This window comes from Acidovorax sp. 100, from assembly GCF_003688355.1.
Classification (GTDB): Bacteria; Pseudomonadota; Gammaproteobacteria; order Burkholderiales; family Burkholderiaceae_C; genus Acidovorax; species Acidovorax delafieldii.
In genome coordinates this window covers 4,114,839-4,132,500 of record NZ_REFD01000001.1, presented here as the reverse complement: position 1 = coordinate 4,132,500, position 17,662 = coordinate 4,114,839, and the positions used below count along the sequence as shown (strand labels likewise).

General features: G+C 61.7%; 15 protein-coding genes and 2 rRNA genes (1 of these 17 running past the window's edge). 13 read left to right on the top strand and 4 right to left on the bottom strand.

Features of this window, described 5'->3' with window-relative positions; translation table 11 throughout:
* From C8C96_RS18970 to C8C96_RS18910, 13 genes are all read left to right on the top strand, one after another.
* A 23S ribosomal RNA gene (locus C8C96_RS18970) occupies positions 1–2,066 on the top strand (it extends 813 nt beyond the left edge of the window).
* Between the two features lie 143 nt (positions 2,067–2,209).
* Positions 2,210–2,322 (top strand): 5S ribosomal RNA (rrf, locus tag C8C96_RS18965).
* Between the two features lie 99 nt (positions 2,323–2,421).
* Positions 2,422–3,174 (top strand): 16S rRNA pseudouridine(516) synthase, encoded by a 753-nt coding sequence (locus tag C8C96_RS18960; RefSeq protein WP_121943292.1) that lies wholly within the window; start codon positions 2,422–2,424, stop codon positions 3,172–3,174.
* Between the two features lie 275 nt (positions 3,175–3,449).
* A complete protein-coding gene (locus C8C96_RS18955; RefSeq protein ID WP_121943291.1) occupies positions 3,450–4,436 on the top strand; it encodes a YncE family protein in 987 nt (328 codons plus the stop codon).
* Positions 4,437–4,459: 23 nt separating this feature from the next.
* Positions 4,460–5,281 (top strand): polysaccharide deacetylase family protein, encoded by an 822-nt coding sequence (locus C8C96_RS18950; protein ID WP_121943290.1) that lies wholly within the window; start codon positions 4,460–4,462, stop codon positions 5,279–5,281.
* Positions 5,282–5,378: 97 nt separating this feature from the next.
* A complete protein-coding gene (locus C8C96_RS18945) occupies positions 5,379–6,392 on the top strand; it encodes a sterol desaturase family protein (protein WP_056743692.1) in 1,014 nt (337 codons plus the stop codon).
* 35 nt (positions 6,393–6,427) lie between these two features.
* The gene (locus C8C96_RS18940) at positions 6,428–7,369 is read left to right on the top strand and encodes an EI24 domain-containing protein (protein ID WP_121944092.1); all 942 of its coding nucleotides are present in this window, start codon (positions 6,428–6,430) and stop codon (positions 7,367–7,369) included.
* On the top strand, positions 7,366–8,187 hold the full coding sequence (locus tag C8C96_RS18935; RefSeq protein WP_056067111.1) for a molybdopterin-binding protein: 822 nt from the start codon (positions 7,366–7,368) through the stop codon (positions 8,185–8,187). The genes C8C96_RS18940 and C8C96_RS18935 overlap by 4 nt, the downstream gene beginning before the upstream one ends.
* A gap of 172 nt (positions 8,188–8,359) precedes the next feature.
* Positions 8,360–9,775, top strand: coding sequence for a type I glutamate--ammonia ligase (gene glnA, locus C8C96_RS18930; RefSeq protein ID WP_056637704.1), 1,416 nt, complete (start codon positions 8,360–8,362; stop codon positions 9,773–9,775).
* Between the two features lie 222 nt (positions 9,776–9,997).
* Entirely contained in the window at positions 9,998–10,519 is a 522-nt protein-coding gene (locus C8C96_RS18925) for a hypothetical protein (protein ID WP_056067114.1), read from the top strand.
* Positions 10,520–10,600: 81 nt separating this feature from the next.
* Positions 10,601–11,626, top strand: a complete 1,026-nt coding sequence (gene glnL, locus C8C96_RS18920) for a nitrogen regulation protein NR(II) (RefSeq protein WP_056067116.1) — start codon at positions 10,601–10,603, stop codon at positions 11,624–11,626.
* 51 nt (positions 11,627–11,677) lie between these two features.
* On the top strand, positions 11,678–13,315 hold the full coding sequence (ntrC, locus tag C8C96_RS18915) for a nitrogen regulation protein NR(I) (RefSeq protein WP_121943289.1): 1,638 nt from the start codon (positions 11,678–11,680) through the stop codon (positions 13,313–13,315).
* 228 nt (positions 13,316–13,543) lie between these two features.
* On the top strand, positions 13,544–14,491 hold the full coding sequence (locus C8C96_RS18910; RefSeq protein ID WP_056067120.1) for a PA2169 family four-helix-bundle protein: 948 nt from the start codon (positions 13,544–13,546) through the stop codon (positions 14,489–14,491).
* A gap of 147 nt (positions 14,492–14,638) precedes the next feature.
* On the opposite strand, the gene xth is transcribed toward C8C96_RS18910, so the two are convergent.
* From xth to C8C96_RS18890, 4 genes are all read right to left on the bottom strand, one after another.
* Positions 14,639–15,418: an exodeoxyribonuclease III gene (gene xth / locus C8C96_RS18905; RefSeq protein WP_121943288.1), complete on the bottom strand. Its 780-nt coding sequence runs from the start codon at positions 15,416–15,418 to the stop codon at positions 14,639–14,641.
* A 79-nt stretch (positions 15,419–15,497) separates the two neighbouring features.
* The gene (locus C8C96_RS18900; RefSeq protein ID WP_121943287.1) at positions 15,498–15,986 is read right to left on the bottom strand and encodes a dihydrofolate reductase; all 489 of its coding nucleotides are present in this window, start codon (positions 15,984–15,986) and stop codon (positions 15,498–15,500) included.
* Between the two features lie 32 nt (positions 15,987–16,018).
* Positions 16,019–16,627 (bottom strand): DUF4337 domain-containing protein, encoded by a 609-nt coding sequence (locus C8C96_RS18895; protein ID WP_056743682.1) that lies wholly within the window; start codon positions 16,625–16,627, stop codon positions 16,019–16,021.
* A 75-nt stretch (positions 16,628–16,702) separates the two neighbouring features.
* Entirely contained in the window at positions 16,703–17,572 is an 870-nt protein-coding gene (locus tag C8C96_RS18890) for a thymidylate synthase (protein WP_108498839.1), read from the bottom strand.
* Positions 17,573–17,662 lie beyond the last annotated feature (90 nt).

Genomic DNA, 17,662 nt, shown 5'->3' with positions numbered 1-17,662 from the left:
AAACTATTTAGGTAGTGCCTCAAGTATTACCTGCGGGGGTAGAGCACTGTTTAGGCTAGGGGGTCATGGCGACTTACCAAACCTATGCAAACTCCGAATACCGCAGAGTACAGCTTGGGAGACAGAGCACCGGGTGCTAACGTCCGGACTCAAGAGGGAAACAACCCAGACCGCCAGCTAAGGTCCCTAAAATTGGCTAAGTGGGAAACGAAGTGGGAAGGCTAAAACAGTCAGGATGTTGGCTTAGAAGCAGCCATCATTTAAAGAAAGCGTAATAGCTCACTGATCGAGTCGTCCTGCGCGGAAGATGTAACGGGGCTAAGCCAGTTACCGAAGCTGCGGATTTGCAATTTATTGCAAGTGGTAGGAGAGCGTTCTGTAGGCCTGTGAAGGTGTCTGGTAACGGATGCTGGAGGTATCAGAAGTGCGAATGCTGACATGAGTAGCGTTAAAGGGGGTGAAAAGCCCCCTCGCCGTAAGCGCAAGGTTTTCTACGCAACGTTCATCGGCGTAGAGTGAGTCGGCCCCTAAGGCGAGGCAGAGATGCGTAGCTGATGGGAAACAGGTCAATATTCCTGTACCGATCAATAGTGCGATGTGGGGACGGAGAAGGTTAGCTCAGCCAACTGTTGGATATGTTGGTTCAAGCCTGTAGTCGTGCTCGGTAGGCAAATCCGCCGGGCTTAGATGAGGGGTGATAACGAGTCTGCTTGCAGACGAAGTGAGTGATACCCTGCTTCCAGGAAAAGCCACTAAGCTTCAGCTATTGACGACCGTACCGCAAACCGACACTGGTGCGCGAGATGAGTATTCTAAGGCGCTTGAGAGAACTCAGGAGAAGGAACTCGGCAAATTGATACCGTAACTTCGGGAGAAGGTATGCCCCAAGTAGGTGAACTCGTACAGAGGGAGCCCAACGGGGTTGCAAAAAATCGGTGGCTGCGACTGTTTAATAAAAACACAGCACTCTGCAAACACGAAAGTGGACGTATAGGGTGTGACGCCTGCCCGGTGCTGGAAGATTAAATGATGGGGTGCAAGCTCTTGATTGAAGTCCCAGTAAACGGCGGCCGTAACTATAACGGTCCTAAGGTAGCGAAATTCCTTGTCGGGTAAGTTCCGACCTGCACGAATGGCGTAACGATGGCCACACTGTCTCCTCCTGAGACTCAGCGAAGTTGAAATGTTTGTGATGATGCAATCTCCCCGCGGAAAGACGGAAAGACCCCATGAACCTTTACTGTAGCTTTGTATTGGACTTTGAACAGATCTGTGTAGGATAGGTGGGAGGCTTTGAAGTGAGGACGCTAGTTCTCATGGAGCCAACGTTGAAATACCACCCTGGTGTGTTTGAGGTTCTAACCTAGGTCCATTATCTGGATCGGGGACAGTGCATGGTAGGCAGTTTGACTGGGGCGGTCTCCTCCCAAAGCGTAACGGAGGAGTTCGAAGGTACGCTAGTTACGGTCGGACATCGTGACGATAGTGCAATGGCATAAGCGTGCTTAACTGCGAGACTGACAAGTCGAGCAGATGCGAAAGCAGGACATAGTGATCCGGTGGTTCTGTATGGAAGGGCCATCGCTCAACGGATAAAAGGTACTCTGGGGATAACAGGCTGATACCGCCCAAGAGTTCATATCGACGGCGGTGTTTGGCACCTCGATGTCGGCTCATCTCATCCTGGGGCTGTAGCCGGTCCCAAGGGTATGGCTGTTCGCCATTTAAAGAGGTACGTGAGCTGGGTTTAAAACGTCGTGAGACAGTTTGGTCCCTATCTTCCGTGGGCGCTGCAGATTTGAGGAAGCCTGCTCCTAGTACGAGAGGACCGGAGTGGACACACCTCTGGTGTATCGGTTGTCACGCCAGTGGCATTGCCGAGTAGCTAAGTGTGGAAGAGATAACCGCTGAAAGCATCTAAGCGGGAAACTCGTTTCAAGATGAGATCTGCCGGGGCCTTGAGCCCCCTAAAGAGTCGTTCAAGACCAGGACGTTGATAGGTCAGGTGTGGAAGCGCAGTAATGCGTTAAGCTAACTGATACTAATTGCTCGTGCGGCTTGACCCTATAACTTTGATAGCCAACACGCAACCAGCGTGAAGCTCAAAGTCTGTTATGCCAAGTTAGACGCAGTCAAAACACAAACATCTGATTCCAGACTCTATGAATTCGCCAGGCAGTTCACAAAAACTGCCCAGCACCAAGTTATGCCTGATGACCATAGCAAGTTGGTCCCACTCCTTCCCATCCCGAACAGGACAGTGAAACGACTTTGCGCCGATGATAGTGCGGGTTCCCGTGTGAAAGTAGGTCATCGTCAGGCTCTTACAGCCCAGAAAACCCCAGTCAGATATGACTGGGGTTTTTTGCTTTGGAATAACAATAAATCATCCCCTCTCGCTGACCCTCCCGGGCATTGACCATGCAACTACAAGACATTCTGTATTCACAAGGTTTTGGTACGCGTCGTGTTTGCGCAGGCCTGATTCAGCAGGGGTGGGTCTCGGTGCGTGAGGCATCTTCGCCCAATGCCGAATACGTGCTCTGCACGGAGGCTACAGCAGGCTATGAGCCCGAAGGACTGCTGTTACGTGTGCAGGGTGTGGATTGGCCGTTCCACGCCAAGGCCTACGTGCTGCTTCACAAACCCGCCGGCACGGAGTGTTCTCAGAAGCCTTCTACGTACCCCAGCATCTACACGCTTCTGCCTCCGCCTTTGCGACAGCGGCCCACGAAGAGTGCGGTACAAGGAGTGCAGGCTGTGGGGCGCCTTGATCAGGACACAACGGGTATGTTGCTATTGAGCGATGACGGGCAATTCATTCATCGCTTGAGTTCGCCCAAGAAGCATGTTCCGAAGGTTTATCAAGTGACGACCAAACACCCGGTGGACGAGACACAGGTGTCGAAATTGTTGGCGGGGGTTGTGCTGGACGATGATCCCAAGCCGGTGCGTGCTGCAAACTGCTCCATCGTGGATTCCCATCGCTTGGATATGACGCTGACTGAGGGCAAGTACCACCAGGTCAAGCGGATGATTGCAGCGGTTGGCAATAGGGTGGAGGGGCTACATCGCTCTCGCATTGGAAGTATGGATTTGCCTGCGGATTTGGCCCCCGGCCAATGGCGATGGCTCAATGCTTCCGATCTGGCACTGTTGAACAGCAGTGCTTGAGCATGTTATCTGGGGAGGAGTGGCCTCTTTTAACTGGCTCAGAGCGCGCGGCCAGGGCACTGTGCCTCATGTCGTTGATTCCTTGACTGCTGACGCTGGGAGAGCTCTGCTGGCAAGTTGTGGTCTCGCCCTGCGATATGGCTTGGCACCCCAGGCAGCGCAATACCGGGATGACCTGAGTCAAAGAGAGCACGATCGTCCTGATGTTACTTGTTGTCGCTCGGGTCCGCGCTGGGCGCGGCGCTACACTTCAAGGCTGTGTTGAAAGTGGTTTTGTGAAGATTCTCTCGATTGCACGCATCTGCGTTGTGGCCCTTGGTGGGTGGTGTTACTCCTTGGCCAGTGTGGCGGCGGGCGCTCCGCCGCTTTTTGTACTCAATTCGCTGGAGGCCAACGTCAGCGTCATCGACCCGGTGACCTGGACTGAGACGGCCCGCATACCCACAGGTAAAGAGCCGCACCATCTGTATCTGACCCCCGATGAAAAGTCGATCATCGTGGCCAACGCGCTCGGTGACACGCTGACGTTTGTGGACCCCCGTACCGCCGAGGTGCAGCGTACCGTACGTGGGATTGTGGACCCCTACCATCTGCGATTCAGTCCCGACATGAAATGGTTCATCACGGCCGCCAACCGTCTGAATCACGTGGACTTTTACCGCTGGGACGGCAAGGACCTGACCCTGGTGCAGCGCGTGGCCACATCGCGCACCCCCAGCCATCTGTGGATCGATAGCCGCAGCACCACCGTCTATTCGACCATGCAGGACAGTGACGAACTGGTGGCGATTGATATTGCCACCCAGACCATCAAATGGCGTGTCAAAACAGGTCCCATGCCTGCGGATGTCTACGGCAGTCCCGATGGTAAGCACCTGTTTGTGGGACTGACGGGCGGTGACAGCGTGGAGGTGTTCGATATCTCAGGGCGTGAAGCGGTCAGCGTCAAGCGGATCAAGACAGGCAACGGTGCACACGCCTTTCGCGCTGCTGGCGACGGGCACCACCTGTATGTGAGCAATCGCGTGGCCAACTCGATCAGCAAGATCGACATGAACACCCAGCAAGTCGTCGAGTCGTACCCCGTGCCGGGCGGGCCCGATTGCATGGATGTTTCGGCGGATGGCCGTTATATCTACGTCAGTTCGCGTTGGGCCCGGAAGCTGTCTGTGTTGGACACCCAAGCAAAGAAAGTGGTGCGCCAAGTCAACGTGGGTAAATCGCCCCACGGCGTATGGACCCTGCAACACGCGCCACGTTGAGCGCGGTGTAGCCGGTGAGAGGTATGTTTCTCAGCGCTTTTTGTGGATCACGCAGCAGGCGTCGCGATGCTATTGTATTGATAGCTGTTTGGGCATGTTTCACTAGCGCTACCGCCCAAAATGACTGCAAAAAGCCCCTGTACCTGACCTTTGACACTGGCCACATGGAAGTGGCGCCTTTGGTGGCTGAGGTGCTCAGGCGCCAGCAGGTGCACGTGACCTTCTTTGCTGCAAACGAGCGCACGAAAGAAGGCGATGGAAGTCTTGGAGACCATTGGGCCCCGTGGTGGCGTGCACGCGCCGCGGAGGGCCATGAGTTTGCTTCCCACACCTGGAACCACACCTACTGGCGTGCCGATGCCGGCAGCGCGCCGCATCCGGCATTTCGGGTCCGTCCCTCTGCGGGACAGCGTGAGGGTCAAAGCTTTGTGATGTCCGCAGCTGAATACTGCGAAGAAATTGCCCGTGCTGCGGATCGTTTGAAGGCCATTACCGGCAAGACGCCTTTGCCCCTGTTCCGCGCGCCTGGCGGCAAGATCTCTGCACAATTAATTGCCAGCGCGAAGGCCTGCGGTTATGCGCATGTGGGGTGGTCGCCTGCCGGCTTCTTGGGGGATGAGCTGCCCAGTGAGACGGCCAGCAACACCGCGCTGCTGAACAAGGCGCTGCGTGATGTGCGCAGTGGCGACATCCTGCTGGCGCACCTGGGGATCTGGTCGCGCAAGGACGCCTGGGCGCCCGCTGTGCTGGAGCCTTTGATTGAAGGGCTCAAGCAGCGAGGGTTTTGCTTTCGCACCTTGCGGGATCATCCTGACTATGCGGCCGCAGCGGCTCAGGTTCGCTAGATGGGCTGTGGGATCAAGTTGGATTGCGTGCGCCGTGGCTGAGGGCGCACGCGCCGCATGTTTGCATGATTAACCAGGTGCCAGGGAGCGCGACACGATGGGATGGCTAGGCGGTGTATTTGACAGCGTGCAGCAATGGCTTTTTGAGAGCGTGCTGCAGCCGCTGATGTTCACCACAGGGCTGGCCAGCCTGCTGGAGAACGGCTATGAGGCATCCGGCTGGCTGCTGGTGGGATTGCTGCAACTGGTGGTCATCGTGGCTGTGATTGGCCCCATGCAGCGCTGGTGGCCGGTGGAGCAGATCAATGACCGCGCCACCATCCGCACTGACATCCTCTACACCCTGATTCACCGGCTGGGACTGTTCCGGCTGGCGCTGTTTTTCACGGTGGATCCGCTGGCGGATTCACTGTTTGGTGCCTTGCGTGTGGCGGGTGTCAGCACGTTCCAGCTCGATGGCCTCTGGCCGGGTGTGACGGACATCTCCTGGGTCAGCTTGCTGCTGTATCTGGTGGTGTTCGATTTTGTGGACTACTGGATCCACCGGGGGCAGCATCACTTTGAGTGGTGGTGGCGCCTGCATTCGCTGCACCATGCTCAGCAGCAGATGACGATGTGGAGCGACAACCGCAACCACCTGCTTGATGACCTGCTGCGCGACGTGATTCTGGTGACGGTGGCGCAGCTGATTGGCGTTGCGCCGGGGCAGTTCATTGCCATCGTGGCCATCACTCAGCTCAGCGAGAGCTTTCAGCACGCCAACGTGCGGCTGTGGTTTGGTCAGGTGGGTGAGCGGCTCTGGATCAGCCCCCGGTTTCACCGCCGGCACCACAGCATTGGCATTGGCCACGAGACGGTCAAGCCTTCGGCCGAGGCAACATCGGGCCAAGCAGCAACGCCGCCGCGTGTGGTGCTCGGCGGGCACAACTTCGGGGTGCTTCTGCCTTGGTGGGACATGCTGATGGGCACCGCCAACTTTGAAAAGCGCTTTGACCCTACGGGCGTGCGCGACCAGGTCGAGCCGGGCCCCGATGGCCGTGTGCGCGACTACGGCGCGGGGTTCTGGTCCCAGCAATGGCGGGGCGTACTGAGGTTGCTGGGCAAGGCCTGAGCGGCTTGGCGGGCGCTGCCTGTATGCTTGCCGCCATGGGATTACTGCTTGATTCTTTCTGGCGTGCCGCTGCCTATTGCCTGCGTCCGCGGGTGATTGCGCTGTCGCTCTTGCCTCTGTTCTTGATGGCCGTTTTGGCACTCGGCCTGGGTTACTTCTACTGGGACGCGGCGGTGCAGGGGATGCGCGCGTTGCTCGATGCGTCCTCGTTGCTGGCCAGCGTCTGGGGTTGGCTTCAGGGCTGGGGCCTGGGGGATGTGACTGCTGTCATGGCGCCGTTGATGGTGGTGCTGGCCGTGGCGCCTGTGCTGGTGGTGGTCTCGCTGCTGGCCGTAGCGGTACTCATGACCCCCGCCCTGGTGGCATTGGTGGCTGCGCGGCGGTTTCCGGATCTGGAGCGCAAGAAGGGCGGGTCCTTCATTGCGAGTGTGGCCTGGTCGATAGGGTCCACGGTGTTGGCGCTGGTGGCGCTGGTGGTGTCCGTTCCGCTGTGGCTGGTGCCGCCACTGGTACTCATCCTGCCGCCGCTGATCTGGGGTTGGCTGACCTACCGGGTGATGGTGTTCGACGCCCTGGCAGACCACGCCAGCAAGGAAGAGCGCCTGGAGATATTCCGCCGCCATCGCAGCAGCCTGCTGGGCATTGGCATCGTCACGGGCTACCTCGGGGCAGCGCCCAGCATTGTGTGGGCATCGGGCGTGGTGTTTGCCGCCGCGTTTTTTGTGCTGGTGCCGCTGGCGATCTGGATCTACACCCTGGTGTTCGCGTTGTCCTCGCTGTGGTTCACGCACTACGGTCTGGCCGCCCTGCAGCGCTTGCGTGCCGAGCGGGCCACCATGGCGCCGATGACCGGGCCCGCCCCATTGACCGAAGCGGCTGTGCACCCCAAAGAAGCGCCAGCATTGAACATGGCGGCACCCCCAGCCCCCGCGCTGCCGCCCCCTGCAAATCCGAACCCTGGAGACAATCCACCATGACCCCCACCTTTGGTCTCATCATCGTCGGTGACGAGATACTGTCAGGCAAAAGGGCCGACAAGCACATGCCCAAGGTGATCGAACTGTTATCGGCGCGGGGCCTGTCGCTGGCCTACGCCGACTATGTGGGCGACAGCCCGGACCGCATCACGGCCACTTTGCAGCGGGCGTTCGCGTCGGCCGATGTGGTGTTCTCGTGTGGCGGCATTGGCGCAACCCCTGACGACCACACGCGGCAATGCGCTGGACGTGCCCTGGGCCGGGATCTGGCCCTGCACCCAGAAGCCGAGACGCTGATCCGCGAACGCATGCAGGATGTGGCGCGCGAGCAGGGCGTGCCCTATGAGCCCGACCGGTCCGACAACGTGCACCGCCTCAACATGGGCATGTTCCCGGTGGGCGCGCGCATCATTCCCAATCCCTACAACAAGATTCCCGGCTTCAGTTGCGACGGGCCAGGAGGTGGTGCCGTGCACTTCGTTCCGGGCTTCCCTGTCATGGCCTGGCCCATGATCGAGTGGGTGCTGGAGCAGCACTACGCAGCCCATTTCAACCGGGCACCGCAGACCGAGCAGTCGGTGGTGGTTTATGGTGCGATGGAGGCAGCCTTGACGCCCCTCATGGAGCAGATTGAAAAATCGCACCCGGATGTGCGGGTGTTCAGTTTGCCCAGCGTAGATCATCCACAATACGGGCGGCATATCGAACTGGGTGTCAAAGGGCCCGCGTCCTCGGTGCCTGCTGCATGGCAGGCTTTGAAAACAGGATTGCACGAATTTGGTGCAAATTGCGGCCCTGAATTGGTGCGCAACCTGTGAGACTCAGATTTGGTAGATGGATTGCACCGTATTGGTGCTTTTTGGCGCGTGCCACGCCGACCTGTCGCGGGTAGCGCTCCTTCATAGTGCGGTGCTGCACTCGGCTGGCACGCAAACTGCTTTTATTTCGGCAAACTCTTTTTTCAACAAGCGCTTTATCCAGGAGAACCTGATGGCCAAGACCGTTGCAGACGTGATGAAGATGGTGAAGGAGAACGAAGTCAAGTTCGTTGACTTCCGTTTCACCGATACCCGTGGCAAACAACAGCACACCACGGTGCCCGTCTCTCACTTCGACGAAGACAAGTTCACTTCGGGCCATGCCTTTGACGGCTCGTCGATCGCCGGTTGGAAGGGCATTGAAGCCTCCGACATGCAGCTGATCCCCGACCCGAGCACGGCCAACATCGATCCGTTCTTTGAAGAAACGACGCTGATCCTGACCTGCGACGTGATCGAACCCACCGACGGCAAGGCCTACGACCGCGATCCCCGCTCCATTGCCAAGCGCGCTGAAGCCTACCTGAAGGCCTCCGGCCTGGGCGACACGGCCTACTTCGGTCCCGAGCCAGAATTCTTCATCTTCGACGGCGTGCGCTGGAGCACCGAACCCAACCACACGTTCTACGAAATCGAAGAGTACGAAGCCCCCTGGAACACAGGCGCCAAGCTCGAAGGCGGCAACCGTGGCCACCGTCCCACCGTCAAGGGCGGCTATTTCCCCGTGCCTCCCGTCGACAGCACGCAAGACATGCGCGCCGAGATGTCCCTGATCCTCGAATCCCTGGGCATTCCAGTCGAAGTGTTCCACCACGAAGTGGCGGGCGCTGGCCAGAACGAAATCGGTACCCGTTTCAGCACCCTGGTTGAGCGCGCCGACTGGACCATCCTGCAAAAGTACGTGATCCACAACGTGGCCAACGCCTACGGCAAGACCGCCACTTTCATGCCCAAGCCTTACCACGGCGACAACGGCTCCGGCATGCACGTGCACCAGTCCGTCTGGAAGGACGGCAAGAACCTGTTCGCTGGCGACGGCTATGCTGGTCTGTCGGACTTCGCGCTGTACTACATCGGCGGCATCATCAAGCACGCACGTGCCCTGAACGCCATCACCAACCCCGGTACCAACAGCTACAAGCGCCTGGTGCCTCACTTCGAAGCCCCGGTGAAGCTGGCCTACTCGGCCAAGAACCGTTCCGCTTCGATCCGTATCCCTTACGTGGCCAACCCCAAGGGCCGTCGCGTGGAAGCCCGCTTCCCCGATCCATTGATGAACCCTTACCTGGGCTTCGCAGCCCTGCTGATGGCCGGTCTGGACGGCGTGGAAAACAAGATCCATCCTGGCGAAGCCGCTACGAAGGACCTGTACCACCTGCCTCCAGAAGAAGACAAGCTGGTGCCCACCGTGTGCCACAGCCTGGACCAAGCCCTGGAACATCTGGACAAGGACCGTGCGTTCCTGACCAAGGGTGGCGTGTTCACCGACAGCATGATCGACGCCTACATCGATCTGAAGATGAACGAAGTGACCCGCTTCCGCATGGCAGTGCACCCTGTCGAGTACGACATGTACTACTCCCTGTAATCGTCTGCCTGAAGACCATTGCTCAAGAAAAGGCGGCGCAAGCCGCCTTTTTTCATGGGCGGGCGGCGGCGCTACCTGCGCCGAACGCGTGCGGCGGAACCAAGACGTCAGGTGTTGCATCCGTATACACAGCCCTTCAAGGGTCTGCCCTTGTTGGATTGGAGATGTAGGGTGATTGGGAGATACTCCCCTGTCCCCTGCATGTCAGTGCGAGGAAACCGAATGAATAAAACGCTCATCACCCTGCTCCTCATCGCCGCCACCGTCCCCGCAGTCCAGGCGCAAGACCGCATCTACCGTTGCGGCAACGAATACACCAACAACGCCCAGCAAGCCAAGGAGCGCGGCTGCAAACTGGTGGAGGGCGGCAACGTTACCGTGGTGCAGGGCACCCGCCCAGCGTCTGCCGCAGCTCCTGCAGCGGGTGGTGCTGCAGCCCCGTCGTCTGCGACCTCGCCCGCCAACGCTCCACGCGTCAGCAATAACGAACAAAAATCCCGCGACTCGGATGCCCGCGCGATTCTGGAGTCCGAGCTGCGCAAGGCGGAAACGCGCCATGCCGAACTGCTCAAGGAATACAACAACGGCGCCCCCGAGCGCAACGCACTCGATCTGCGCAACCCCCAACGCTACACCGAACGCACGGCCGAGCTCAAGGCCAGCGTGGCCCGCAGCGAGAGTGACATTGCGGGTATCAAGCGTGAGATTGCCCGCCTGCCTGCCCCTGCTGCACCCACCAACTGATAGCGGTGATTGCGTGTGAGTGCCCCTTCTTCCTCCGACCTTCCCGGCACTGACACCGGGCGTTTTCATTCCCTGGACCTGATGTCCACCCTGGTGGCGGTGCTGCGCGCTGACGATGGCGCGGTGCAGTTTGCCAATGCCGCGCTGGAAAACACACTGGGCCTCTCGCGCCGTACCCTGGAAGGGGCGGACTTCTCTACCTTCTTCACCGACCCGGCACTGCTGCAGACGGCACTGGCGGGAGCCCGGGGCAAGGACTTTGCCGCGCTGCGCTACGAGGCCAGCCTGAAGCGCCTGCACCAGGACCCGGTGCCCGTGCATGTCAACGTGGCCGATGCCGAGCAGGTCGGCGAAATCCTGGTGGAGCTGTGGCCGCTGGAGCAGCAGGCCCGCCAGGACCGCGAAGAGCGCCTGCGTGACCAGGCCCAGGCCAACAAGGAGCTGATCCGCAACCTGGCCCACGAGATCAAGAACCCGCTGGGTGGCATTCGGGGCGCGGCACAGCTGCTGGAGATGGAACTCGACAACCGGGAGCTCACCGAATACACCCAGGTCATCATCCACGAGGCCGACCGCCTGCAGAGCCTGGTGGACCGGCTACTCGCGCCCCATCGCCACCCTCACCTGGTGGGCGATGTGAACATCCACGAGGTGTGCGAGCGCGTGCGTTCGCTCGTGCTGGTCGAATACCCGCAGGGCCTCAGGGTGCAGCGCGACTACGATACCTCCATCCCTGAGTTTCGCGGGGACCGCGCGCAGCTCATTCAGGCGGTGCTGAACATCGTGCAGAACGCAGCCCAGGCGCTGTCAGAGCGCATCGCCAAGGGGGATGCCGTGATCACGCTGCGCACGCGTGTGGCCCGCCAGGTCACGTTCGGCCGGCAGCGCTACCGGCTGGCACTGGAATTGCATGTCATCGACAACGGACCGGGCGTACCCGATGCCATCAAGGAGCGGATTTTTTATCCACTGGTATCGGGGCGGGACGGCGGATCAGGGCTGGGGCTGACGTTGGCGCAAACCTTCGTGCAGCGTCACCACGGGTTGATTGAATGCGACAGCGTACCGGGTCGCACCGACTTCCGAATCCTGATCCCCTTGCCCTGACAGCGCATGACGGTCCCTGACACGCAACCACAGGGAAGGTAAGAAAAATATATGAAGCCGATCTGGATAGTAGATGACGACCCCTCGATCCGCTTCGTCCTGGAAAAGGCGCTGGCCCGCGAGAACCTGCCCACGCGCAGCTTCACGCACCCCCGCGAAGTGCTGGACGCACTGGCCGATGTCACCGCAGGCGACCCCGCGCGCCAGGGCCCCCAGGTTCTGGTGAGCGACATCCGCATGCCCGGAGGTTCGGGCCTGCAACTGCTGGAGAAGGTGCGCGAGCTGCAGCCCGGCCTGCCTGTCATCATCATGACGGCGTACTCAGACCTCGACAGCGCTGTGTCGGCCTTCCAGCGCGGCGCGTTCGAATACCTGCCCAAGCCGTTTGACCTGCCCAAGGCGGTGGAGTTGATCCGCCGCGCGGTCGAAGAAAGCCAGCGCGAAGAAGTCACCGAAGAACGCCAGACCGCGACCCCCGAAATGCTGGGCCAGGCGCCCGCCATGCAGGACGTGTTCCGCGCCATCGGGCGGCTGTCGCAAAGCCAGGTCACGGTGCTCATCACCGGCGAATCGGGCTCGGGCAAGGAGCTGGTGGCGCGCGCGCTGCACAAGCATTCGCCCGTGGCAGACGGCCCCTTTGTGGCCATCAACACCGCAGCCATTCCCAAGGACCTGCTGGAGAGCGAACTCTTCGGCCATGAGCGCGGCGCCTTCACCGGCGCCCAGACCCAGCGGCGCGGCCGCTTCGAGCAGGCCGAGGGCGGCACGCTGTTCCTCGACGAAATCGGCGACATGCCGTTTGATTTGCAGACGCGCCTGCTGCGCGTGTTGTCCGACGGCCAGTTCTACCGCGTGGGCGGCCACGCAGCCGTCAAGGCCCATGTGCGCGTGATTGCCGCCACCCACCAGAACCTGGAGCAGCGCGTCAAGGAAGGCGGCTTCCGCGAGGACTTGTTCCACCGCCTCAACGTGATCCGCCTGCGCCTGCCCGCGCTGCGCGAGCGGCATGAAGACGTGCCCATGCTCACGCGCCACTTTCTGCAGCAAAGCGCGCGGCAGCTGGGCGTGGAGCCCAAGCGCATTGCCGATTCGGCACTGGCGCGGCTGGAGCAGTTTGCCTTCCCGGGCAATGTGCGCCAGCTGGAGAATATCTGCCACTGGCTCACGGTGATGGCGCCGGCCCAGGTGATCTCGCTGCAGGACCTGCCGCCCGAGGTGCTGGAAGCCCCGGTGTACCAGCCGCCAGTGCGCGCCACGGCGGGCGCCGAGCCTGCGGCGGCCACGGTCACATCGATGCCGGTGGCCCCGCTGGCGCCTGTTGCGCCAGTGGCGCAGCCTGCACCCGAATTGGTGGGGGGCCTGCACCCTGCAGCGCAGGTGTCTGCTCCGGTGTCGGCGTCTGCACCTGCGGCCGTTGCGTCCTGGTCGGCCGACGCCGCCGCAGCCCCTGTGGCTGCCGCCCACAGCTGGGAGCAGGCACTGGAAACCGAAGCGCAAAAACTGCTGGCAGGCGGCCAGCCCGAGGTGTGGGACGCGCTCACGCGGCGCTTTGAGTCGCGCCTGATCCGCACGGCCCTGGTGGCCACCCACGGCCGTCGCATGGAGGCCGCGCAGCGCCTGGGCATTGGGCGCAACACCATCACCCGCAAGATCCAGGAGTTGGGGCTGGACGCGCCGGATGAAGCATGAAAATGGCCGCAGGTGCATGTTTATCATGCCTCTGAAGCTATTGAAATCGTAGCAATGCAAGGTGCTACTACATCGCTGGTGGCATCGCTGTAACCCGGCCCGGATGCGCGCTGCTCATCGCACTGCATGGCGGGCCATGTCCTACATGCAGGCCCTCCCTGGGCCGACCCGGCACTCCGGAGGTGGCTTCAACAATGAAGTCACTGTCAACCAACCGGAGATGTTCCTATGTCGGATTTCAACGATGCCAACCGTGACCCCTTGACCAATGAGCCAGGTGCTCACCCCGTCGGAACGGGCGTGGGCGCCGCCCTCGGGGGCGCCGCTGCCGGGGCTGCTGCAGGTGCTTTTGGCGGCCCGGTCGGCGCTGCCATTGGTGGCGTGGCGGGTGCTGTGGCGGGCGGCCTGGCAGGCAAGGCGGCTGCCGAGGCCGTCAACCCCACCGAAGAAGACGCGTACTGGCGCGAGACCTACCACCGCGAGCCCTACTACGTGGGCGGCCGCACGTACGACCAATACCGTCCTGCCTATGAGCTGGGCTGGTCGTCGGTAGGCCGCTACGAGGGCGACTTTGACGCCATCGAGCCGCGCCTGGCCGACGACTGGCGTGCACGCCACGGCAGCGATGGCCTGGCCTGGACCGATGTGCGCCCCGCCACCCGCGCCGCGTGGGAGCGCGCCGCCAACCGCACTGCGCTGGCCAGCGACCGTCCGATGGACGTGATCGACGCCGAAGACGTGGTCGATGTGCTCAACGACCTGCTGGAGTCTGCACGTGACGGCGAATACGGCTTCCATGCCTGTGCCGAGCACGCAGAGTCGGGCCAGCTCAAGGGCATCTTCCAGCGCCACTCGCGCGAGTGTGCGGCTGCCGCCGTGGAGCTGGAACACGAGATCCGCCGCCTCAATGGCGACCCCGCGCAGGGGGGGACCGTGGCGGGCGCGTTGCACCGGGGCTGGGTGTCGGTGAAGACCGCTTTGTCCACCCAGGACGATAAGGCCGTGCTCGAAGAGTGCGAACGTGGCGAGGACGCTGCGGTGGCCCGCTACCGCAAGGCGCTGAAGGCGACGCTGCCTGCCGATGTGCGCGCTCTGGTGGAGCGCCAGGCCCAAGGCGCCCAGCGCAACCACGACGAGGTGCGTGCGCTGCGCGACGGGTTCTCGCCCCGGCCCTGATCCCAGGTGCCAAGGGCGACCCTTGGGTAAACCGCACCTGACCGGGCGTCGGTTGCTGCGCTGAGGGCTGACCCCAAGAAAAAGGCTGCCAGAGCATTCCTCTGGCAGCCTTTTTTTACGTCGCGTGCGGAGCGGCTCAAGGGTGCATCAGTCGCTCATCGTGACAACCACCGGCGCATGGTCGCTGGGCTGTGGGTTCTTGCGCGGGGCGCGGTCCACCACGCAGGCCGTCACCGTGGGCTTGAGGGCCTCGCTCACCAGAATGTGGTCAATGCGCAGGCCCCGGTTTTTCTGAAAACCCAGCATGCGGTAGTCCCACCACGAATAGCTCTTCTCGGGCTGCTCGAACATGCGGAAGGCATCGGTCAGCCCCAGGGCCAGCAGGGCCTGGAAGTGGTTGCGCTCTTCGGTGGTGTGGTGGATGGTCTCGCGCAGGCCCTCGGGGTCGTACGAGTCGCGGTCTTCGGGCGCCACGTTGAAGTCGCCCACCAGCACCAGGCGCGGGTGGGCGGCCATCTCGGCGCGCACCATGTCCTGCAGGGCCTGCAGCCAGCGCATCTTGTAGGCGAACTTTTCCGAGCCCGGCTCCTGGCCGTTGACGAAGTAGCCGTTGAGCAGGCGCAGCGGGCCTGCCGGCGTGTCCAGCGTGGCGGCGATGACGCGGGCCTGCTCGTCGCCAAAGGCGGGGATGTTGCGCACCACATCGCGCAGCGGGTGGCGGCTCAGGATGGCCACGCCGTTGTAGGTCTTTTGGCCGAAGGCCACGGCTTCGTAGCCGGCCTCTTTCAACGCGTCGTGGGGAAACTTGTCGTCGGTGAGCTTGAGCTCCTGCAGGCACAGGGCATCGACCGGGTTGGCGGCCAGCCAGGCCAGCACCTGGGGCAGGCGCACCGACAGGGAGTTCACGTTCCAGGTGGCAATTTGCATGGTTTTTGGCCGGTAGCGCTAGTGGATCATGCGCTGGCAGCTATCAAAATGTGAGTAAAAGAGTGATGGGGCTGCGCCGTCAGCTGCGGCGTACACGGGTCACAAAGCTGAACGGCAGCCCGTTGGTGCTCACGTGGTGCTCGCGGGCGGTTTCTACCCATTCTGCGCCCAGCACAGGGGCATAGGCATCGCCGTCAAAGTCCTGGGCGATCTCCGTCACCTCCAAGCAGTCCGCCAGGGGCAAGGATTCGGCATAGATCTGCGCGCCGCCAATGATCCACACGGTTTTGCCTGCGTCGCACAGCGCCAGGGCTTCGGCCAGGCTGCCTGCGCGGTGGGCACCCTCGGCCTGCCAGTCGGCCTGCCGCGTCACCACGATGTTGGTGCGGCCGGGCAGGGGGCGAAAGCGCGGGGGCAGCGAGTCCCAGGTCTTGCGGCCCATGACCACCGGGCAGCCCTGGGTGAGCTGCTTGAAGTGCGCCATGTCCTCGGGGATGTGCCAGGGCAGGCGGTTGTCCTTGCCGATGACGCCGTTGGCCGCGCGGGCGTAGATGAGGTGCAGGGGCATGGGGCTCGCTCTGTGCGTGAGTGGGGAGGGGATCAGATGTGCAGGAACGCCAGCGCGCCCACACCCAGGCCCACGGCGGCCACGCCGTACATGCCGTATTCCAGCCACTTCTTCTTGGTCAGCAGCGCAATCGCGGCCAGGGCAATCGCGACCTGCAGCGCAGTGGTGGCCTGGGCCCAGCGGTGGTGCTGGTGCATCTGGGCTTCGCTTTGCTGGTCGAACGCGTGGGCATCGGCCTCCAGCTTTTCGGCTGCAGTCTTGATCTCGTTCTTTTCTTTTTCGTAGCGGTCGATCTTGGCCTGGTATTTGACCTTCTCGGCTTCGGCCGGGGTCAGGTCACGGGCCAGCTCGGCCAGGCTTTGTTTGGTGCTTTTGGACTGGAAGTAATTCCACTGGTTGGAGGCCTCGGTCTTCTTGATGGCCGCATCGTTTTTCATCAGGCCCGCATTGGCCTGGGTGGCGCCGCCCATGTAGGCAAAGATGGCACCCACCGTGGCCACGATGGCCGTGAACATGGCGATCTTGTTGGTGGACGAGCCGCCGCCATGGTCCGCGCCGTGGTGCGCAGCATCGTGGCCGTGGGTGGCATGTTCGACCGCGTGGTCGTGGGGGCCGTGTACGTGGAATCCGCCGGAAGACATAGATAGAAGCTCGTTGTATTGGTTATGGGTGAAAACGGGGCCTGTGCGGCAGGCTGGCCTGGTGCAGTGGTCAGGTCAGACTGCCACGGGCGCCTTGATGGCAGGGTGGCACTGGTAGTCCACCACTTCAAAGTCTTCGTACTCGTAGTCGAAGATGCTGTCCGGCTTGCGTTTGATGTTCAGCACAGGGTAGGGGTAGGGCGTGCGCGCCAGCTGGGTCTGCACTTGCTCGTGGTGGTTGCTGTAGATGTGGCAGTCGCCACCCGTCCACACGAAGTCGCCCACCTCAAGATCGCACTGTTGGGCCACCATGTGGGTCAGCAGCGCATAGCTGGCGATGTTGAACGGCACACCCAGAAAGATGTCTGCACTGCGCTGGTACAGCTGGCAAGACAGCGTGCCGCGCCCGCCGGGCTCTTGCGCCGGGGCTACGTAAAACTGAAAGAAAGCGTGGCACGGCATGAGCGCCATCTTGTGCAGCTCGGCCACGTTCCAGGCGCTCACGATGATGCGGCGCGAGTCGGGGTTGGTCTTGAGCGTTTGGATGACGTCGCTGATCTGGTCGATGTGCCCGCCGTCCGGCGTCGGCCAGCTGCGCCACTGCACGCCGTACACCGGGCCCAGATCGCCGTCCTCGCGCGCCCATTCGTCCCAGATGGTCACGCCGCGCTCTTTCAGCCAGTTGTTGTTGCTGGAGCCGGTCAGGAACCACAGCAACTCCTGGATGATGGACTTGAGGTGCACCTTCTTGGTCGTGACCAGCGGAAAACCTTCCTTCAGGTCAAACCGCATCTGGTGGCCGAACACGCTCTTGGTGCCGGTGCCGGTGCGGTCCGACTTGTCCACGCCGTGGGTGAACACATGGCGCATGAAATCTTCGTACTGGGAGCGCACGGGGCGGGCGGGCAAGGCAGAAGCTGCCGGGGCAGCAGAAGGCTGGGTCATGGGATGGATCACTCAGGGTAGGGCGCCGCCATCAAGGGGTGGCCGTTGCCGACGGCGGATTTTATGCGGAGCGGGAGAATGCCGGACTCG

Excerpts from the sequence above, each read along its gene's own strand:
- C8C96_RS18960 (WP_121943292.1), top strand. The coding sequence starts at position 2,422 with ATGCAACTACAAGACATTCTGTATTCACAAGGTTTTGGTACGCGTCGT.
- C8C96_RS18950 (WP_121943290.1), top strand. The coding sequence starts at position 4,460 with ATGTTTCTCAGCGCTTTTTGTGGATCACGCAGCAGGCGTCGCGATGCT.
- C8C96_RS18945 (WP_056743692.1), top strand. The coding sequence starts at position 5,379 with ATGGGATGGCTAGGCGGTGTATTTGACAGCGTGCAGCAATGGCTTTTT.
- C8C96_RS18940 (WP_121944092.1), top strand. The coding sequence starts at position 6,428 with ATGGGATTACTGCTTGATTCTTTCTGGCGTGCCGCTGCCTATTGCCTG.
- C8C96_RS18935 (WP_056067111.1), top strand. The coding sequence starts at position 7,366 with ATGACCCCCACCTTTGGTCTCATCATCGTCGGTGACGAGATACTGTCA.
- glnA (WP_056637704.1), top strand. The coding sequence starts at position 8,360 with ATGGCCAAGACCGTTGCAGACGTGATGAAGATGGTGAAGGAGAACGAA.
- C8C96_RS18925 (WP_056067114.1), top strand. The coding sequence starts at position 9,998 with ATGAATAAAACGCTCATCACCCTGCTCCTCATCGCCGCCACCGTCCCC.
- glnL (WP_056067116.1), top strand. The coding sequence starts at position 10,601 with ATGTCCACCCTGGTGGCGGTGCTGCGCGCTGACGATGGCGCGGTGCAG.
- ntrC (WP_121943289.1), top strand. The coding sequence starts at position 11,678 with ATGAAGCCGATCTGGATAGTAGATGACGACCCCTCGATCCGCTTCGTC.
- C8C96_RS18910 (WP_056067120.1), top strand. The coding sequence starts at position 13,544 with ATGTCGGATTTCAACGATGCCAACCGTGACCCCTTGACCAATGAGCCA.
- xth (WP_121943288.1), bottom strand. The coding sequence starts at position 15,418 with ATGCAAATTGCCACCTGGAACGTGAACTCCCTGTCGGTGCGCCTGCCC.
- C8C96_RS18900 (WP_121943287.1), bottom strand. The coding sequence starts at position 15,986 with ATGCCCCTGCACCTCATCTACGCCCGCGCGGCCAACGGCGTCATCGGC.
- C8C96_RS18895 (WP_056743682.1), bottom strand. The coding sequence starts at position 16,627 with ATGTCTTCCGGCGGATTCCACGTACACGGCCCCCACGACCACGCGGTC.
- C8C96_RS18890 (WP_108498839.1), bottom strand. The coding sequence starts at position 17,572 with ATGACCCAGCCTTCTGCTGCCCCGGCAGCTTCTGCCTTGCCCGCCCGC.